This window comes from Synechococcus sp. BIOS-U3-1 (genome assembly GCF_014279975.1).
Classification (GTDB): domain Bacteria; phylum Cyanobacteriota; class Cyanobacteriia; order PCC-6307; family Cyanobiaceae; genus Synechococcus_C.
Map to the genome: position 1 here is coordinate 275,307 of NZ_CP047936.1, position 17,356 is coordinate 292,662.

Annotated in this window: 13 protein-coding genes; all 13 read left to right on the top strand. The window is 51.4% G+C overall.

Going from position 1 to position 17,356, the window contains the following annotated elements:
* Nucleotides 1-18 precede the first annotated feature (18 nt).
* The 13 genes from SynBIOSU31_RS01200 to SynBIOSU31_RS01265 all read left to right on the top strand — a co-directional run bounded on the left by SynBIOSU31_RS01200 (nt 19) and on the right by SynBIOSU31_RS01265 (nt 17,343).
* Nucleotides 19-1,323, top strand: coding sequence for an aminotransferase class III-fold pyridoxal phosphate-dependent enzyme (locus SynBIOSU31_RS01200; protein WP_186491493.1), 1,305 nt, complete (start codon nt 19-21; stop codon nt 1,321-1,323).
* 2 nt (nt 1,324-1,325) lie between these two features.
* Nucleotides 1,326-2,021, top strand: a complete 696-nt coding sequence (locus SynBIOSU31_RS01205) for a cytidylyltransferase domain-containing protein (RefSeq protein ID WP_186491495.1) — start codon at nt 1,326-1,328, stop codon at nt 2,019-2,021.
* A gap of 152 nt (nt 2,022-2,173) precedes the next feature.
* A complete protein-coding gene (locus SynBIOSU31_RS01210) occupies nt 2,174-3,301 on the top strand; it encodes an N-acetyl sugar amidotransferase (RefSeq protein ID WP_186491497.1) in 1,128 nt (375 codons plus the stop codon).
* Complete coding sequence (gene hisH, locus SynBIOSU31_RS01215; protein ID WP_186491499.1) at nt 3,298-3,912, top strand: imidazole glycerol phosphate synthase subunit HisH; 615 nt, start codon at nt 3,298-3,300, stop codon at nt 3,910-3,912. Before SynBIOSU31_RS01210 ends, hisH begins: the two co-directional genes overlap by 4 nt.
* 8 nt (nt 3,913-3,920) lie before the next feature.
* Complete coding sequence (locus tag SynBIOSU31_RS01220) at nt 3,921-4,691, top strand: AglZ/HisF2 family acetamidino modification protein (protein WP_186491501.1); 771 nt, start codon at nt 3,921-3,923, stop codon at nt 4,689-4,691.
* 53 nt (nt 4,692-4,744) lie between these two features.
* A complete protein-coding gene (locus tag SynBIOSU31_RS01225; RefSeq protein WP_186491503.1) occupies nt 4,745-6,844 on the top strand; it encodes a bi-domain-containing oxidoreductase in 2,100 nt (699 codons plus the stop codon).
* Nucleotides 6,817-8,049, top strand: a complete 1,233-nt coding sequence (wecC, locus tag SynBIOSU31_RS01230) for a UDP-N-acetyl-D-mannosamine dehydrogenase (protein WP_255477299.1) — start codon at nt 6,817-6,819, stop codon at nt 8,047-8,049. Before SynBIOSU31_RS01225 ends, wecC begins: the two co-directional genes overlap by 28 nt.
* Before the next feature lie 2 nt (nt 8,050-8,051).
* Nucleotides 8,052-10,013, top strand: a complete 1,962-nt coding sequence (locus tag SynBIOSU31_RS01235) for a heparinase II/III domain-containing protein (protein ID WP_186491505.1) — start codon at nt 8,052-8,054, stop codon at nt 10,011-10,013.
* A complete protein-coding gene (locus tag SynBIOSU31_RS14875) occupies nt 10,010-11,902 on the top strand; it encodes a sugar transferase (RefSeq protein ID WP_222930055.1) in 1,893 nt (630 codons plus the stop codon). The genes SynBIOSU31_RS01235 and SynBIOSU31_RS14875 overlap by 4 nt, the downstream gene beginning before the upstream one ends.
* A complete protein-coding gene (locus tag SynBIOSU31_RS01250) occupies nt 11,883-12,890 on the top strand; it encodes an ATP-grasp domain-containing protein (RefSeq protein WP_255477300.1) in 1,008 nt (335 codons plus the stop codon). The genes SynBIOSU31_RS14875 and SynBIOSU31_RS01250 overlap by 20 nt, the downstream gene beginning before the upstream one ends.
* Complete coding sequence (locus SynBIOSU31_RS01255; RefSeq protein ID WP_186491507.1) at nt 12,887-13,573, top strand: HAD family hydrolase; 687 nt, start codon at nt 12,887-12,889, stop codon at nt 13,571-13,573. The genes SynBIOSU31_RS01250 and SynBIOSU31_RS01255 overlap by 4 nt, the downstream gene beginning before the upstream one ends.
* 693 nt (nt 13,574-14,266) lie before the next feature.
* Nucleotides 14,267-15,445, top strand: coding sequence for a DegT/DnrJ/EryC1/StrS family aminotransferase (locus SynBIOSU31_RS01260; RefSeq protein WP_186491509.1), 1,179 nt, complete (start codon nt 14,267-14,269; stop codon nt 15,443-15,445).
* Complete coding sequence (locus SynBIOSU31_RS01265) at nt 15,442-17,343, top strand: polysaccharide biosynthesis protein (RefSeq protein WP_186491511.1); 1,902 nt, start codon at nt 15,442-15,444, stop codon at nt 17,341-17,343. Before SynBIOSU31_RS01260 ends, SynBIOSU31_RS01265 begins: the two co-directional genes overlap by 4 nt.
* Nucleotides 17,344-17,356: the final 13 nt, after the last annotated feature.

Consider the following 17,356-nt stretch of genomic DNA (forward strand, 5'->3'; position numbering starts at 1 on the left):
AAATTGTTTTTGCTCCGTATGTCTATTGAGAGATGGAGACGCGCTTTAAAGGTCATTCCCGGAGGTAATTCACTTCTTTCTAAGAGACCTAATCTTTTTGCTCCCACAAATTGGCCAACATATTTTAGTAAATCTAAGGGTTGTTATGTATGGGACCTTGAAGGTAAACAGTATTTAGATATGTCTATTATGGGTATAGGCCCCAATACACTCGGTTACGCCAACAGTAACGTTGACCGTGAAGTTATTAGTGCCATCAATAATGGAACAATGTCTACCCTTAATGCTTTTGAAGAAGTACTTTTAGCTGAAAAGCTTGTTGATTTACATCCCTGGTCCGACATGGCCAGATTTGCAAAATCCGGCGGTGAGGCTAACGCGATTTCTGTTCGAATTGCTCGAGCGGCTACTGGTCGCGAGATCATTTTATTTTGTGGATATCATGGTTGGCATGATTGGTACTTAGCTTCTCAGCATTCTAGTGATTCACTTAGATCTCATCTTTTTAGTGACACTGGTATTGCCGGTGTACCTCATTCCTTAAGCGGCACCTCTTATCCGTTTGAATGGAATAATATTAAATCCCTCGAAAACTTGTTACGTCAACATTCATCTAATGTCGCCGCTATTAAAATGGAAGTTACTAGAAATATCTTGCCGATGCCAGGTTTTCTTGAATCTGTTCGTCACTTATGTGATAAGTATGGTGTTGTTCTTATATTTGATGAATGTACATCTGGTTTTCGTGAATCATATGGTGGTTTGCATCTTAAATATTCTGTTTCTCCTGACTTAGCTGTTTTCGGGAAGGCTCTCGGTAACGGTTATCCAATTACTGCTGTGATAGGCCGAGAATCAATTATGAAGTCTGCCACGAATACTTTTTTAAGCAGTACCTTTTGGTCTGACCGTATTGGTTTTGTTGCTGCTCTTGCGACTCTTGATGAAATGTATCGCACTAAAAGCTGGGCTGTCATAACAGATGTTGGAAAACGTGTTCAATCCATATGGTTCAATGCTGCTTCTCGGTATCAGATTTCCATTGATTGCGGTGTTATTCCAGCCATTAGTAATTTACAGTTTTTAAATACTCCACGCGCTATTGAATATAGAAGTTATTTTACCCAAGTTATGCTTGAAAATAATATCTTAGGTGGGACTCTGTTTTTTGCATCCACAGCTCACCAAGATGTCAACTTGAAACTCTATGAGTCTTTGATTGATTCCATTTTTCTTCAAATATCAAAAAGAGAGTCTGATCTCTTGCCCCCACTTGTTCGTGAGGACCAGCTTGTTGCTACTACTTTTAAGCGCCTTAACTAACTATGCGTCTTCTTATCACTGTTTTGGCACGCGGTGGCTCTAGAAGAGTACCAAGAAAAAACATCCGCCTTCTCTCTGGTGTCCCTGTTATCTTTCATACTTTAAATGTCATTCGCGATTCTAATATTTCTTCAGATATTGTCGTATCAACAGAAGATCCTGAGATTTCACAACTTATTGCTACCTCATCTTTTAGCTCCTCTCTAAGGCTTCGACCTCATTATTTGTCCTCTGATACAACTCCCTCATTTGCTGTAATTCAGCACATACTTGACTCGGAGGATTCTTCTGGCTGCAACTTCACTCATGTGTTAAATATTCCTCCTACTGCAGCACTTATACGTGTAGATGATTTATGGAATCTATGTTCATTTGCCACCAAATTTCCAACATCTTCTATTATTAGTGTGAAGCCTTTTAATGTTCCTTTTGAGTCCTCTTACATAATGTCTGATGAGTTAGATCTTTTGCCTAATCGCCCAGATTTGTTTACCTCTAATACGCAAAGTTTTGCACGCAGTTATTACGATTGTGGGCTTTATTCTTTAATCCCAGTCAAGTATATTCGATCTTGGCCATCTTATGAATTCTATAAGGTATCGTTAAAAGGTCTTTCAATTAATCATCCATGTGTTGATGTGGATGATGAGTCTGACTGGGATGATCTTGTATCTCTGTTTCAAGCTTTTTCTTCCTAGTCTTGTTTTTGTACACGATTCCACTTCTTTCCCTGTGTTGCTTCTCCCCACCCACCCATTCTATTGTTTCTTTCGCTGACTTTTTTGTTTTCCTAGTGTTTTGATTTTGAGCATATTGCTCTATTTCTTTTTTACCTTACCCTGATCTCTTTATGTACAAAATCTGCTCACGAACCGTAATGGATACTAGTGATACTCGTATCACTTTTAATGACGAAGGTGTTTGCGATCATGCTATTGATTTTTATGAAAATGTATTGCCTAATTGGCATGTAGGCCAGCAAGGCCAAGAATATATTCACAGCGTCATACAAAAAATCAAGCATGATGGCCTTAATCGTGAATTTGATTGCATTCTGGGTCTTAGTGGTGGTGTTGATAGTTCTTACATGCTGCATCTCGCTGTTAAGGAATATGGTTTGAGGCCTCTTGTTTTTCATGTTGACGGGGGTTGGAATTCTGAATTGGCTGTACATAATATTCATGTTTTGGTTGAGAAGTTGGGTCTCGACCTTTTTACTGAGGTTATCAACTGGGAGGAAATGCGCGATTTCCAACTTGCTTGGTTTAAGTCTGGAGTACCTCATATAGACCTTCCCCAGGACCACGCTTTTGTCGCTACACTTTATAATTTTGCTGCTAAGCATGGAATTAGATATATCCTTAATGGTGGCAATATTTCTACGGAGTGTGTAAGAAATCCTATGGAGTATTTTTATTACGGCACCGATATGATTCACATTAAAGACATTATCAGACGTTTTGGTCAGGTACAAATGCAAACATATCCCTTCAGCTCTATCCTGCGCCATAAAATCTACTTGCGTTATTTCCGCAGGATAAAAGTCTTTCGGCTTCTCAATCATCGGGAATATATCAAATCTGATGCTGTCAAACTCCTCCAGAGAGAATATGATTGGAAGTCTTATCCGCAAAAACACTTCGAATCGCGTTTTACTAAGTTCTACGAGTCTTATTGGCTCCCTGAGCGTTTTGGCTTTGATCCCCGTCGAGTTCAATTCTCAAGTTTGATCCTCACGGGTCAAATGTCTCGTGATGACGCACTGAGTTGCCTGAAGAAGCCTGCTTACGATTCTTCCACTATTGGTCTAGATTTTGAGTATGTAGCTACCAAACTTCGTATAAGCATAGATGAGCTGACTCATTACTTAAGGATGCCTAAGCGGTTCTATTGGGATTACAGGAATCAAGAAAAACTTTTCAACACCGGTGCCCATATTCTCAAGGCTATTGGGCTGGAGACTTCGATTAAGCGATGATTACTATTGTTGATTACGGTCTAGGTAACGTTAAGGCGATTGCTAACATTTATAATAGGCTTGGTATTGCTTGCTCGATAGCGCGTGACCCTGATGAGTTGATACGCTCGAAACGATTAATTTTGCCTGGTGTTGGCGCTTTCGATTGGGCAATTAAGCGACTGGAGGCTTCTCGTTTGCGTCCCGTTCTTGATGAGCTTGTCATTAATCGGCGGGTCCCAGTTCTAGGTATCTGCGTTGGTATGCAGATTATGGCTAATCGAAGTGAAGAAGGCCTTCTTCCTGGTCTGGGTTGGATACCCGGTGACGTCAAGCGTTTTGATGAGAACTTGCTGTCGTCAAAGATATGCTTGCCTCATATAGGATGGAATAATGTTATTGCGAACGATCATTCATTGTTTGGCAATATCTTGGATCCACGCTTTTATTTTTTGCATTCATATTATTTCCTGCCATGTTCTGTAGATCTGATTTTGGCCAAAACTCATTATGGTTTACCTTTTGCCTCCGCAGTCTGCCTTGATCATGTGATCGGTGTTCAGTTTCATCCTGAGAAGAGTCATCGCTGGGGTACTCAGCTTCTGCAAAACTTTGCTCAATTTGAGGTTTAGCTCTTTCCATGTTGCGCGCTCGAATTATTCCATGTCTCTTGGTTCATAATGGTGGCTTGGTTAAGACCACCCGCTTCGGTGGCTCGAAATATATTGGAGACCCTCTGAATGCTGTTCGAATTTTTAACGAGAAGCAAGTCGACGAGCTGATTGTTGTCGATATTGATGCCACAACTAAGGATCTTGAACCCAATTATGGCTTAATTGCTAATCTTGCTGCCGAATGTCGGATGCCATTGTGCTACGGCGGTGGTGTTAGAACTGTTGAGCAGATTGAGCGAATAGTAAGTCTTGGCGTCGAAAAGGTCAGTCTTGGTAGTGCAGCAGCCTATAACCCTGGCCTGATTAAGCTGGCGTCTCAGCGAGTTGGAAGCCAGAGCATCGTCGCTGTTATGGATGTGAAAAAGAGTAGTTTCCGTGGCCGCTATGAAGTTCTCACGCATAACGGCTCTAAAAAGACAGGCTGTAATCCTGTTGAGATGGCTCGTCAGTTGCAAGCATTAGGGGCTGGTGAAATTTTGCTTAACTCGATTGATCGCGACGGAACCATGAAGGGCTATGACCTAGGACTCATTGATGCCGTCAGAAAGGTCACTCGGCTACCGATGACGGTCATTGGCGGTGCGGGATCTTTCGATGATATGCGGGCATTGGTCATCCGCTACGGAGTGATTGGGGCTGCCGCCGGCAGCTTGTTTGTTTTCAAGGGTAAGTATCGCGCTGTCTTGATCCAGTACCCACAGCCATCTGAAATAGATTTGTTATCAGCTGTCCTATGACGTTTTGACGCTTAGCCGATCCGAGCAATCTTCTCGTTGCTGATAGTTCACCTGTGAAACAACTCCTCCATTCTCTCGCCACCGGTGCCAGCGAACTTCCTGAGCTTCCAGCACCCGTTGTTCCTCGTGGGCATTTGTTGATTCGCAGTTCTTGCTCACTCGTTTCTGCAGGAACGGAGCGCATGTTGGTGGATTTTGGCAGTGCTAACTGGATCGGTAAGGCCCGTCAGCAGCCAGCCAAGGTTCAGCAGGTATTGGAGAAAGCCCGCACTGATGGTCCCTTAACCACTTTAGATGCGGTGCGTAGCAAGCTGGATCAACCCTTGCCTCTTGGTTACTGCAACGTGGGAACTGTAGTAGCCGTTGGCTCCGAAGTTTCAGGCTTTCAGATTGGCGATAAAGTTGCTTCCAATGGAGCTCATGCTGAGCTCGTATCTGTATCACATCTCCTATGTGCCGTCATCCCGACTGAGGTAAGTGATGAGGCTGCTGCTTTCACTGTTCTCTCCTCTATTGGTCTGCAGGGAACACGTTTAGCCAATCCGACTCTGGGTGAAACCTTTGTGGTTAGTGGTTTGGGCCTGATTGGTCTGCTCACAGGTCAGCTCCTCGCCGCCCAGGGTTGTCGTGTGTTAGGTCTCGATCCGGATCCCTCGAAGTGCGCTCTCGCCGAAACGTTGGGCATCATGGCTCTCCATCTTTCCAGCGGGGTGGATCCAGTGGCTTGGTGTCTTGATCACACTGCAGGTATTGGTGTTGATGGCGTGTTGATCACAGCAGCCACCTCCTCTACTGAGCCAGTTCATGTTGCAGCCGGGGCCTGCCGCCAGCGGGGCCGCATCGTGTTGGTGGGAGTCACCGGCCTGGAACTGCGCCGTGATCTTTTCTACAAAAAAGAGCTTTCCTTCCAGGTGAGCTGCTCGTATGGCCCCGGGCGCTATGACCCAGCTTATGAGCAACAAGGCCACGACTATCCCATTGGTTTCGTGCGCTGGACGCAACAGCGCAACTTTCAGGCTGTGCTCCACGCTCTGGCCAGCGGTGCCCTACGTACCGAGCCGCTCATCTCCCATCGTTTTTCATTCGAGCAGGCCTCAGACGCCTACGAACTGCTCAGCAGTGCCGAACCCTCTCTCGGTATTCTGCTGCGTTACCCCGAAACAGCCGATCCCGAGCAGCGTCTGATTCAGCTGCCGGCAGCTGCCGAAGATGTGGCTTCTACTAAGCCGCTGCTGAGCGTTATTGGAGCTGGCAATTTCGCTAGCCGCGTGCTGATTCCCGCTTTCACCAAGGTCGGGGCCGGCTTCTATACCATCGCCGCCTCCAGCGGCATCGGACCGGTGCACTTGGGCCGGAAATTCGGTTTCCGTCAGGCCAGTACCGATGTGCCCGCTCTCCTGGTCGACCCCAATTACAACACTTTAGTAATCGCCACTCGCCACGACAGCCATGCTCTTCTTGTTCAGCAAGCTCTGGCAGCCGGTAAGAATGTTTTTGTGGAGAAGCCCCTCTGCCTCACAGTCGAGGAGCTGAGTTCTATCCAAGCGGCCTTTACTGGTGAGCAGTTGTTGATGGTGGGTTACAACCGCCGCTTTGCGCCGCTATCAGTTCTTCTACAGCAGCAGCTCTCCCGTTCGCAGGGCCCCAAGGCCTTTGTGTATACCTGCAATGCTGGTGCCATACCTGTTGATCATTGGACTCAAGATCCATCCGCCGGTGGCGGCCGCATGCTCGGTGAGGCATGCCACTTCGTGGACCTGCTGCGCCACTTGGCTGCCAGCCCCATCGAAGACCTCCAGCTATTCAGTGCCGCAGACAGCAAACCCTGTCCAGACACTTTCTCCCTTCAGCTTCGCTTTGCTGACGGCTCGATTGGGACCGTTCACTACTTCGCCAATGGCAGTAAGGCCTTCCCAAAAGAGCGCCTTGAGGTTTTTGTCGATGGCAAAATATTTCGTCTCGATAATTATCTAAAGCTCAAGGCCTGGGGCATCCCTGGCTTCCGCACCCGTCGCTTGCTCCAACAAGACAAGGGACAAGTGGCTTGTTGTGCAGCTTTCCTTACAGCCATTGAAACCGGCGGGTCACCGCCGATCCCCACTTGCGAGATCTTTGAAGTGCAGCGGTGGCTTTTGGAGGCTGTGAATCAGTGAGTACTTGCTGTGTCCTTGGTCTCGGATATATCGGCTTGCCTACTGCTGCTGTACTCGCACGTTCTGGCCATCGGGTGGTTGGAGTAGATGTGAGTTCCAAAGTTGTGGCCATTGTCAATCAGGGCCAGATCCATATTTTGGAGCCAGATCTCGATCAAGCGGTGGCGGCTGCCGTTGCCTCTGGAGCCCTCATGGCTCAGTTGACTCCTGCAGCTGCTGATGTGTTTCTGATTGCTGTACCAACACCTTTCCGCGGTGGGGCCCATGGCATCCCCCAGCCCAACATTGACTACGTGCTTGCCGCAGCCCGCGCGATCGCAACAGTGCTGCGGCCAGGCAATCTCGTACTGATCGAATCCACTTCGCCGGTGGGTACCACCGAAAAGGTTGCAGATGAGCTTCGCAAGATTTCCGGCTTCAATAGTGATCAGATTCATATCGCCTACTGCCCTGAGCGGGTCCTGCCTGGCCGGATCCTGCAGGAGCTGATCGCCAATGACCGCGTCATTGGTGGTCTTACCCCAGCTGCTGCTGAAGCAGGACAGGCCTTCTATGCCAGCTTCTGCCAGGGCCAATTGATTACAACCAACTCACGCACCGCTGAGCTGGTCAAGCTCACTGAGAACAGTTTCCGCGATGTGAACATCGCCTTCGCCAATGAACTCTCGCTGGTGTGCGATCACTTAGAGATCAATCCGCGTGAGCTAATTCGCTTGGCCAATCACCACCCCCGCGTGAATGTGCTGCAGCCCGGTTGCGGCGTGGGAGGCCACTGCATCGCCATTGACCCCTGGTTTATTGCCTCCGCCGCCCCCCATTGCACACCTCTGATTCAAACTTCACGCCACGTGAATGACGGCAAGAGCCGCTGGGTGATAGAGCAGGTGCAGGCCCGCGCAGCAGCCCTGGAAGATCAGCTCGGCCGCACCGCCCGTATCGGCTGCCTGGGCCTCGCTTTCAAGCCGAATGTAGACGATTTGCGCGAATCCCCCGCCCTCCACATCACCACTGAGCTGCTCGTTGCTGGCCTCGACGTGCTTGCTTGCGAACCCAATCTTCACGACCACCCAATCATCAAATTAGATACTCTCAAGCGGGTGCTCGAGGATGCCGATCTGTTGGTGTTTCTAGTCGCTCATACCGCCTTCAAAGGTCTTGATTTGGATGGCCGCTCTGTATTCGATCTCTGCGGTGTAACCAAGTAGACGTGCAGGTGATCTCCCAGTTGCGCATCATCAAGCGGCTGGGTTGGCGCAATTGCGCTGCCGTCGCAGCGCACCGAGTAGCACTGCGGACTGGCCTCTACGTACGCCAGTTGCCGCTAATGCCGTGCCCCATCCCTGAGCGGCTTAACGGCCAGCCCCACCCGGCTCCGTTCTCCGCCGATGGATGGTCGGCGACATCGCTTAATGGCTGTCTCGCAGCGGCTGATGCCCTGCTGGCAGGTACGGCCACCTGGTTCAGCCATGAGAGTCATGCCGTTGGCTCACCTCCGGAATGGTTTTTTGATCCCGCTTCGGGCCAGCGTTTCACGGATGGCAGCCAGCACTGGAGCTGCTGTCGCCCATTCGCCGGGGCTGATATCAAGCGCTGCTGGGAGCTCTCCCGTTGGGCTTGGGCTCCTCTGCTGATCCGTGCCTGGCGCCTCAGCGGCGACCACCGCTACCGCGATGGCTTCAACAGCTGGTGCCTGAGCTGGTGCCAGGCCAACCCCGTGAATGGCGGCAGCAATTGGGTCTGTGGCCAGGAGGCTTCCATGCGCCTGCTCCATGCCCTGCAGGCTTGGCAGCTTGCCGATGCTCCCGCTCAGCTGCCTGATCCCAGGCCCCAGCGGGCAGCATTTGTGGCGGCGCATCTGCAGCGCATCGCCGCCACCGAGCGCTATGCCCAGGCGCAAGACAACAACCACTGGATCTCAGAAGCCGCCGCCCTATTCATCGGCGGCAGCTGGTTGGAGGCTTCCGCCAGCGCCCATGCCTCGGAAGCCCAGCGCTGGGCTTCTGAAGGTCGACGCGCTCTGGAGCGCAGCGTGGCGCGGCTGGTGATGGCAGATGGCTCCTTCGCTCAACACTCGCTTACCTACCACCGTCTGCTGCTCGACACCCTCGCCCAGGTGGAACTGTGCCGCCGTTGGCTGGATCTGCCCGGCTTCTCGCAGCGCTTTCGGGAGCGCTGTCGGGCGGCTACCCATTGGTTTGCTGCGCTGGTGGATCCCTGCAGTGGTGATGGTCCCAATCTGGGCAGCAACGACGGGGTCTTTGTCTATCAGCTGCACAGTCAGCCCTACCGCGATTTCCGGCCCACCTTGCAGCTCGCCTCGGTCTTGTTTGCAGGCCAGCGAGCCCTGGAGCCGGGTCCCTGGGATGAGCCTCTCCATTGGTTCGAGCTGATCAGTTCGTCAGCAGAAGGTCTTGATGCATCATCACCGCAAGCACCGAAGGCTCCTTCGCTTAAGCCCTCACAAGCAGTTGAGCTCTTTGCCGATGGGGGCTATGGGCTGTTGCGACCTACCTCCAGAACTTGGGCTTTGCTGAGGCTCCCTAATTACCGCTTCCGGCCGGCTCATGCCGACCCGCTGCACCTCGATCTCTGGCATGAGGGCGTGAATCTGCTGCGCGATGGCGGCAGTTACGCCTACAACTCTGATGCTGCTGATCTGGCCTACTTCCCAGGTATCGCCAGCCATAACAGTGTGCAGTTCGATGGCGCTGAGCCTATGCCCCGCCTCGGTCGCTTCCTCTGGGGCGACTGGCTTCAGCTGGTAGACCCGCCACTGGTTGAGTCGGGTAAAGCTTGCTCGTCGATCACCGCGGCCTACCGCTCCCCCCACGGTCGCCATAAGCGCCAGGTGCAGGTGGACCCAAGCGGTCTGGGGTGGATCATCACCGACCATTGCTCCTCGTTTCGCCATCGCCTGCTCCTGCGCTGGCGCCTCTGCCCGGCCGACTGGCAGCTGTTGACTGAAGGTGCGACAGCTCAGCTATTCAGCTCCCGTGCCCAGATCAGCCTTGAGACCAATTTTCCTATCCAGCGCCTAGAGGTGGTGGAGGGCTGGGAGTCGCTGCTCTATGCACAAAAAACAACACTTCCTGTCTTGGAGATTGAAGTGGCCGCAAGTTCAAGCCCTGCTTTGATCATCACCAACATCGCCCTGCCGGTGCCGCCATGAAGGTTCTCTACTTCCACCAGTATTTCTCCACGCCTGCAGGTTCCAATGGGACCCGTTCTTATGAACTTGCACGCGATCTCGTTAACCACGGTCATCAAGTGACCATGGTTTGTTTGAGGACAGATCGGTCAGCGACTGGTTTGGAAGGGGATAGATGGAATGGACGCCGCCATGGTTCTGTCGATGGCATCGAGGTGATTGAGTTTGACCTGCCTTACTCCAATCACGCCGGCATGTTGGAACGTGCGTTGGTGTTTCTGCGCTACAGCTGGGAGAGCCTGCTGCTGGCGCTAGGCGCCGAAGTTGATCTTATTTTCGCCACCACTACTCCGCTGACGGCGGGTATCCCAGGAATAGCTGCCCGCTGGTTGCGGGGGATTCCTTTCGTTCTCGAGGTTCGTGACCTTTGGCCCGAGCTCCCCCGAGCCATGGGTGTGGTGCGTAATCCTTTTTTATTGAAGGTGTTATCAGTACTGGAGTGGAGTAGCTACCACTCTGCAGATGCCTGCATCGGTCTGGCCCCTGGCATCTGCGAGGGCATTGCGGATAGGGGGATCCCTCCAGACCGCATTACTAGTATTCCCAATGCCTGTGATCTTGAGCTGTTCAAACCCCTAAAGGCGCAACAGTCCAAGCAGCCAGAGCTAATTAGAGGCTTGGCTTCACCCATGCCAGCTGGATCCTTTGTTGCTGCTTTTACAGGGGCTCATGGTCTGGCTAATGGCCTTGATGCAGTCCTCGATGCAGCTTCCGAATTACAGAGGCGAGGTCGCCACGACATTCGACTGCTCTTTATCGGTGATGGCCGCTGCAAGCATGCCCTTCAGCAACGTGTAAAAGCTGAAAGTCTGGAAAACTGCCATTTTCTTCCTCCGCTCCCTAAGTCCCAACTCGCCCGAAGCCTGGGGCTGTCGGTGCATGTGGGCCTCATGGTGCTTGATGACATACCGGCTTTCTACCGCGGTACTTCCCCAAATAAGTTTTTTGACTACATCTCCTGCGGATTGCCAGTGGTGAATAATTACCCTGGCTGGTTGGCTGAGCTCATTCGTGATCACCAATTGGGTATCCCCGTCCCCCCACGCGATCCGAATGCTTTCGCGGAAGCACTAATCACCTTGAAAGATGATCCAGACCTGCGAGAGGCTGCAGGTGCTAATGCGCGCAGCCTCGCTGAATCCCATTTTTCTCGTCTTGTGTTGGCAGGGCAATGGCGAAATATTTTGACCACGACAGCAGTTCGTAACCGATGGCGAACAAACAGATATTTATGGCGTTTTATTTACTTTACTTTCAAAAATATTGCTGATCGTCTCGCTGCCCTACTGGCGTTGCTGCTGCTGTCGCCGCTATTGCTTTTTGTGTCTCTGCTGGTGCGCTGGCGCCTAGGTGCCCCGGTGTTGTTCCGTCAGCCCCGCCCCGGTTACGGCGAAAGTCAGTTCCAGCTTCTCAAGTTCCGCACAATGACCAACCAACGTGATACCGATGGGGATTTGCTTTCCGATGCCCAGCGCCTCACACCTTTTGGCCGTTGGTTGCGCGCTATGTCTATTGATGAATTGCCAGGGTTGATCAATATTCTGCGCGGCGAGATGAGCTTCATTGGGCCTCGCCCTCTGCTGATGCAATATTTGTCGCTTTATTCTTTTGAGCAAGCTCGCCGTCACGACGTGAAACCAGGTTTCAGTGGCTGGGCCCAGATTAATGGACGTAATGCCCTCTCCTGGAAGGAAAAACTCCGCCGCGACGTCTGGTATGTGGATCACCAAAGTCTCTGGCTTGATCTCCGCATTTTTCTGATCACGATTTGGAAAGTGATCAGTCGAGAGGGTATCAGCGCCCCGGGAAATGTCACCATGCCCCCCTTCCGTGGTGACGAAAATGCCTAATGCGATTCCCACCGGAATCCTGATCACATCGGCGGGGCGAAGGGGGGAGCTTATTAAAATTTGGAAAAAAAGTGCTCTTTCAACTTTAGGGTCTGAAGCTAGAATATATTCTTGTGACCTTAATCCTTCTCTTTCAGCAGCTTGCCAGCTCGCTGATCAGTCATTTAAGAGTGTCCAGTGTACGGAGCCTGATTATCCTGCTCAGATTCTTGAGCTCTGCCTGGCCAATGATATAAAAATGGTCATACCTACAATAGACACAGAATTGCAAGTTCTAGCTGAATCTAGAGAAGCTTTTGATGCCGCAGGTGTGCAACTAGTTGTTAGTGATCCTGGTTTAGTTCGCCTATGTAGGGATAAGCGTCGCACAGCTGATTTATTTGCATCGCTATCAATACTAACTCCCAAGATTCTTGATCCTGAAAGACTCATATTTCCTTGCTTTATGAAGCCAGTGGGCGGCAGCTGCAGTCAAGGAATTAAAACAATACTATCTGCAGATCACTTGGCGCCTGTTGACACTAGCGATTCAAATAATCTTTTCCAAGAACTTGTTCCCAATCATTGGATCGAGTATACAGTTGATCTTTGCTATTCAAAATCAGGTGATCTGCTCGGTTGTGTCCCGAGACAACGTCTGGAAGTTCGAGGCGGTGAAATCAGCAAAGGAGCGACTCGTAAGGATAACGTGCTGCGAACCTTGAAGAAGCGCCTTGGCACATTGAAGGGTGCTAGAGGTGTTATTACTCTGCAGATCTTTGTGGATCCCAGCAGAGATAAGATGCTTGGTATTGAAATCAACCCACGCTTTGGTGGTGGGTATCCGATGAGCCATGCGGCGGGTGCCGACTATCCATCCCTCTTGATCAGGGAATATTTGCTTGCTGAATCAATCGGCTATGAGGAAGCGTGGGAGGCTAATCTTATATTGCTCCGCTATGACACCATGGAGTTTTACTCATCTCCTATGCCAACCGGAATTCAATGAATCTCGACGATTGGGTGGTCGTTTTTGATTTAGACGACACATTGATTTCTGAGCTTGAATATCAACGTTCTGGAATCTCTGCAGTTGAAAAAGTTATTTTTTCAATCTATGGTATTCCTTTTGACGGCCGCATTCAAAGCGCATCTGAGAGGGGTGTTGAGGATGTTTGGGGCTGGGCTTGTGAGCAGCTAAACCTTCCGTTCGAGGTGAAAACAAGTTTTTTGTGGCTTTACAGACTTCATAGGCCTGCAATTCAGCTTGCATCAGGAATTCGTGATACTTTGGATGTACTTTCAGATTTAAATGCAAATCTTGCTATACTGTCTGATGGTCGATCTGTTACCCAACGTCTCAAGTTAGCTGCCGTTGGCCTTGGTTCAATACCTCTTTTTGTCTCTGAAGACTATCAGTGTGAAAAGCCAAGTCCTGAGCGTTTTGTTGCTATTGAGAAGCGATGGCCTGACTGTCGTTATGTATATGTTGCTGATAATCCTGTCAAGGATTTCCTGGCTCCAAATGAAAGGGGGTGGCTCACCCTTGGAAGCAATTGGGTCAAGACTAGGGTTCATCAGATTGATCCCTCATTTTTAGGTGTCGACTATCAGCCGTCGTATTGGCTTTCTGAACCCATCGAAGTTATTCGTCAGATTCAAGCAGCTCAAAAGCATGTTCTGGCCACCTAAGTCCGATGAAGTTGAAAAAAATACTTGTTCATTACGCTGAATATTCTCTTTTGAATTTGATACTATCTCTGATGCCTGTTGATATTCATCTTGTGTTTTTGAAAGGCTTCTCGATGTACGATGCCGGTATGTTTTTTAGAAGCATTTGTCAGCAGCAGCTAAAGGCTCCAATTCTTAATGCACCTAAGTAGGTGAGCGACGAATTTCGCTGTGCCAATTTTTGCTCGAGCTAAGTTTTTCGGATTTACTTCTTCTCATGTAGTGTGAATTTGCTTGTTGCGAAGAGGCTGAGTACGCTCGATTCGTGATCAGTTAAGGAGAAGGATGTTTGAATCTTCATCCATTAATATGTTGCTTGTTGATGTTCGATGGTGATTTGGCTGTTGTTTTTCGATGTTGTAAAGCTTCCTGATTGCCAGGCTCTTTTGATCCAGCTGATCCTTTTGTTGTGATGTCTGGTCAGGATGTTTTTCTGTCTGCTAAATATTTGCTCTTAGGCTTTATGGCCCAGGTAGTGAGATTTTTCCGCCGACCCAAGTTGGTGTGAGTGAGGCTTCTTCGGCTATTCTGTAGCAAGTTAAAATTGTTCCGAAGAGTCAATAAGTCGAATGTGAATCTTTGCTCTTCCCTCAAATTGATTTTTCAGCTTTGTATGCGAGTTGATGGCGTAATGCTCACCCGTAAAGATTGAACATGTCACTTCGATCCAAGCTGGCCCCCTGGCCCCAGTTCGACTCTGATCAGATCGATGTCGCCACTAGTGTGCTCTCCTCTGGCAAGGTCAATTCTTGGACAGGACACGAGACCACCGCCTTTGAGAAGGAGTTCGCCAGCTGGTGCGGCAATGCCCATGCCATCGCCAGCGCAAATGGATCCTTGGCTCTCTCGACTGCTTACTTGTCGATTGGGCTCGCCCCTGGCGATGAGCTGATCACTACCCCGCGGACGTTCATCGCTACCGCTTCGAGTGCTGTATTGCTCGGTGCCAAGCCTATTTTCGCCGACGTAGATGCCGAATCTGGTGCCATTACTGCTCGCGCTATCGAGCCACTGATCACTTCCCAGACCAAGGCAATATCAGTCGTGCATTTAGGTGGCTGGCCTGCCGACATGCCCTCGATACTCGATCTGGCGCTGAATCACGGCATTGCCGTGATCGAAGATTGTGCTCAGGCTCATGGCGCTCGTATCAATGGCCAGTCTGTTGGCAGCTTCGGAGACGTGTCCGCTTGGAGTTTCTGCCAGGACAAGATCATCTCTACGGCTGGTGAAGGTGGCATGGTCACCACCAATCGAGAGGAGTTATGGGATGCGGTATGGGCCTTTAAAGATCATGGCAAAACTCATGAGGCTGTCTATGGGCGCGAACACCCATCCGGCTTCCGCTGGCTCCACGAGCGTTTCGGCTCTAACTTCCGCCTCACCGAGCTACAAAGCGCAATAGGTCGCGTTCAGCTAAAGCGTCTCCCTGAGTGGACTGACACACGCACTCGAAATGCACTTCTCTTAGCAGAAGCCTTGGCTGATTGCTGTGCTGTGCGTGTGCCTTTGCCGCCTGAGAGCATCACCCATGCCTGGTACAAGTTCTATGCCTTCGTTAATCCATATGCATTGGCAGAGGGCTGGAGCCGTGATCGAATCCTTGCCGAGATTGCTGCCCTGGGGTATCCCGCTCTATCTGGTAGTTGCAGCGAGATCTACTTGGAGAAGTGCTTCCAGCAGGCTGGTCTGGCTCCTGCCGAACGCCTTCCTGTGTCTCGCGAGCTCGGGGAGACCAGCCTGATGTTCCTGGTGCATCCCACCATCACTCCAGAGCAAATGGATGGCTACGTCGAGGCTGTGAGGTCGGTGGTGTTGCGGGCTTGTCGATGAAGCTTTTTTCATTACGCCAGGTCATTCGGTTGTCCCCTCTTGCCCGTCGGCTGCTGCTGATAGCGATCGACGCTCTGTTAGTCCCTTTGTCGGTGTGGCTGAGCTTCTGGCTTCGGTTGGCCCATCCTCTCCATCCCAGTTTTCAGGCTGCCGGACTGTGGATGCTTTCAGCAGTGCTGCTGTTCGGCCTGCCCCTATATGCGCTCACAGGACAGTACCAAGGTCTGACGCGTTATGTCGGCAGTCGAGCTTTTTACCAGCTCGCCGGCCGCAATGCACTGTTGGTGTTTCTGTTGGTGGCCACCGGCGTATTGCTGCGCCTGCCGATGCCGCCACGCAGCAGCTGGATCCTGCTCTGGTTATTGCTCACCGGCTTCACCGGATTGGTGCGCTTTGCCCTGCGTGATCTGCTCCTGTCGCTGCGGTCGGTGTCGCACAAACAGATGGTTCGTGTTGCCATTTATGGCGCCGGTGAGGCCGGTGCCCAGCTTGCCGCCGCTCTCCGCCTGGCCGGTAATCATCAGATTATTACGTTCCTCGATGATGCGCCGACCCTATGGCGGCGCACGATCAACGGCATACCGATTCAGCCGCCCCAGGTACTTAGCCAGATCCTGGATCAGCTCGATCAGGTGTTGCTGGCAATTCCCTCAATGCCCCGAGTTGAACGCCGTCGCATCGTGGCTGAGCTCCAACGCCAGGCGATTCCGGTGTTGCAGATTCCCTCGGTTGATGACATCACGGCAGGGCGGGCGCGCATCGATTCGCTTCGCCCTGTCGCCATTGAAGACCTGCTCGGCCGTGATCCTGTGCCGCCTGTGCGGGAGCTGCTTGGCCCTGGCCTGCGCGATGCAGTGGTGTGCGTCACCGGTGCCGGTGGCTCGATCGGTTCCGAGCTCTGCCGCCAAATTCTGCAGCTGTACCCCAAAGTCTTGATCCTGCTCGAGATCAGTGAACCGTCGCTTTATGCCGTCGAGGAGGAGCTGCGCCAACAACTGCCCGCTTCGGTGACCTTGCTTCCTGTGCTTGGCAGCGCCACCGATCCGGCTCTGGTGCAATGGCTTTTTGCAGGCCATGGTGTGCAGACCGTCTTCCACGCCGCTGCCTACAAGCACGTGCCCCTGGTGGAAGCGAATCCGCTGGCGGGCCTCGCCAACAACGTGGGATCCACTCGAGTGCTGTGCCAGGCCGCCATATCGGTTGGTGTGAGTGAAGTGGTGTTGATCTCCACCGATAAAGCGGTGCGACCCACCAATGTGATGGGCGCCAGCAAACGTCTGGCTGAGCTGGTGGTGCAGGCCACGGCGCAAGAGCTTTCTCAGAGTGCCAAGGGCGCAGGCCAGCTGCGCACTCGTTTTGCAATGGTGCGCTTTGGCAACGTGCTGGGGTCTTCTGGCTCAGTGGTCCCTCTGTTCCGTAGACAGATAGCCGCTGGAGGACCGATCACCCTTACCCACCCAGAGATCATCCGCTACTTCATGACTATCCCGGAGGCGGCCGAGCTGGTGCTTCAAGCTGCCACTCTTGCCAAGGGCGGTGATGTCTTCTTGCTGGACATGGGCGAACCTGTGCGTATCAAAGCTCTGGCCGAGCAGATGATCCGGCTCAGTGGTCTTTCCTTGCGGGATGCCCAGAATCCCTGCGGCGATATCGAGATTGCATGCACTGGCTTGCGCCCGGGCGAGAAGCTCTACGAAGAACTACTCATCGATGCCGAATCTGAAGCAACCCAACACCCCCTGATCTTCCGCGCCCAGGAACGGGTCTTCCCTCCTGAGGTGCTGTGGCCTCTGTTGGATGCACTCAATGCAGCGATCGAAGTACATGATGCGGAGGCCGCTCTGCCCTTGCTTGCTGAGCTGGTGCCCGAGTGGGAGCGGGGTGAAGTATCTAATTGATTTTTTTCAAAAT

Bases quoted from the DNA above. Each gene is read 5' to 3' on its own strand.
- SynBIOSU31_RS01200 (WP_186491493.1), top strand. From the start codon at position 19: ATGTCTATTGAGAGATGGAGACGCGCTTTAAAGGTCATTCCCGGAGGT.
- SynBIOSU31_RS01205 (WP_186491495.1), top strand. From the start codon at position 1,326: ATGCGTCTTCTTATCACTGTTTTGGCACGCGGTGGCTCTAGAAGAGTA.
- SynBIOSU31_RS01210 (WP_186491497.1), top strand. From the start codon at position 2,174: ATGTACAAAATCTGCTCACGAACCGTAATGGATACTAGTGATACTCGT.
- hisH (WP_186491499.1), top strand. From the start codon at position 3,298: ATGATTACTATTGTTGATTACGGTCTAGGTAACGTTAAGGCGATTGCT.
- SynBIOSU31_RS01220 (WP_186491501.1), top strand. From the start codon at position 3,921: ATGTTGCGCGCTCGAATTATTCCATGTCTCTTGGTTCATAATGGTGGC.
- SynBIOSU31_RS14875 (WP_222930055.1), top strand. From the start codon at position 10,010: ATGAAGGTTCTCTACTTCCACCAGTATTTCTCCACGCCTGCAGGTTCC.
- SynBIOSU31_RS01255 (WP_186491507.1), top strand. From the start codon at position 12,887: ATGAATCTCGACGATTGGGTGGTCGTTTTTGATTTAGACGACACATTG.
- SynBIOSU31_RS01260 (WP_186491509.1), top strand. From the start codon at position 14,267: ATGTCACTTCGATCCAAGCTGGCCCCCTGGCCCCAGTTCGACTCTGAT.
- SynBIOSU31_RS01265 (WP_186491511.1), top strand. From the start codon at position 15,442: ATGAAGCTTTTTTCATTACGCCAGGTCATTCGGTTGTCCCCTCTTGCC.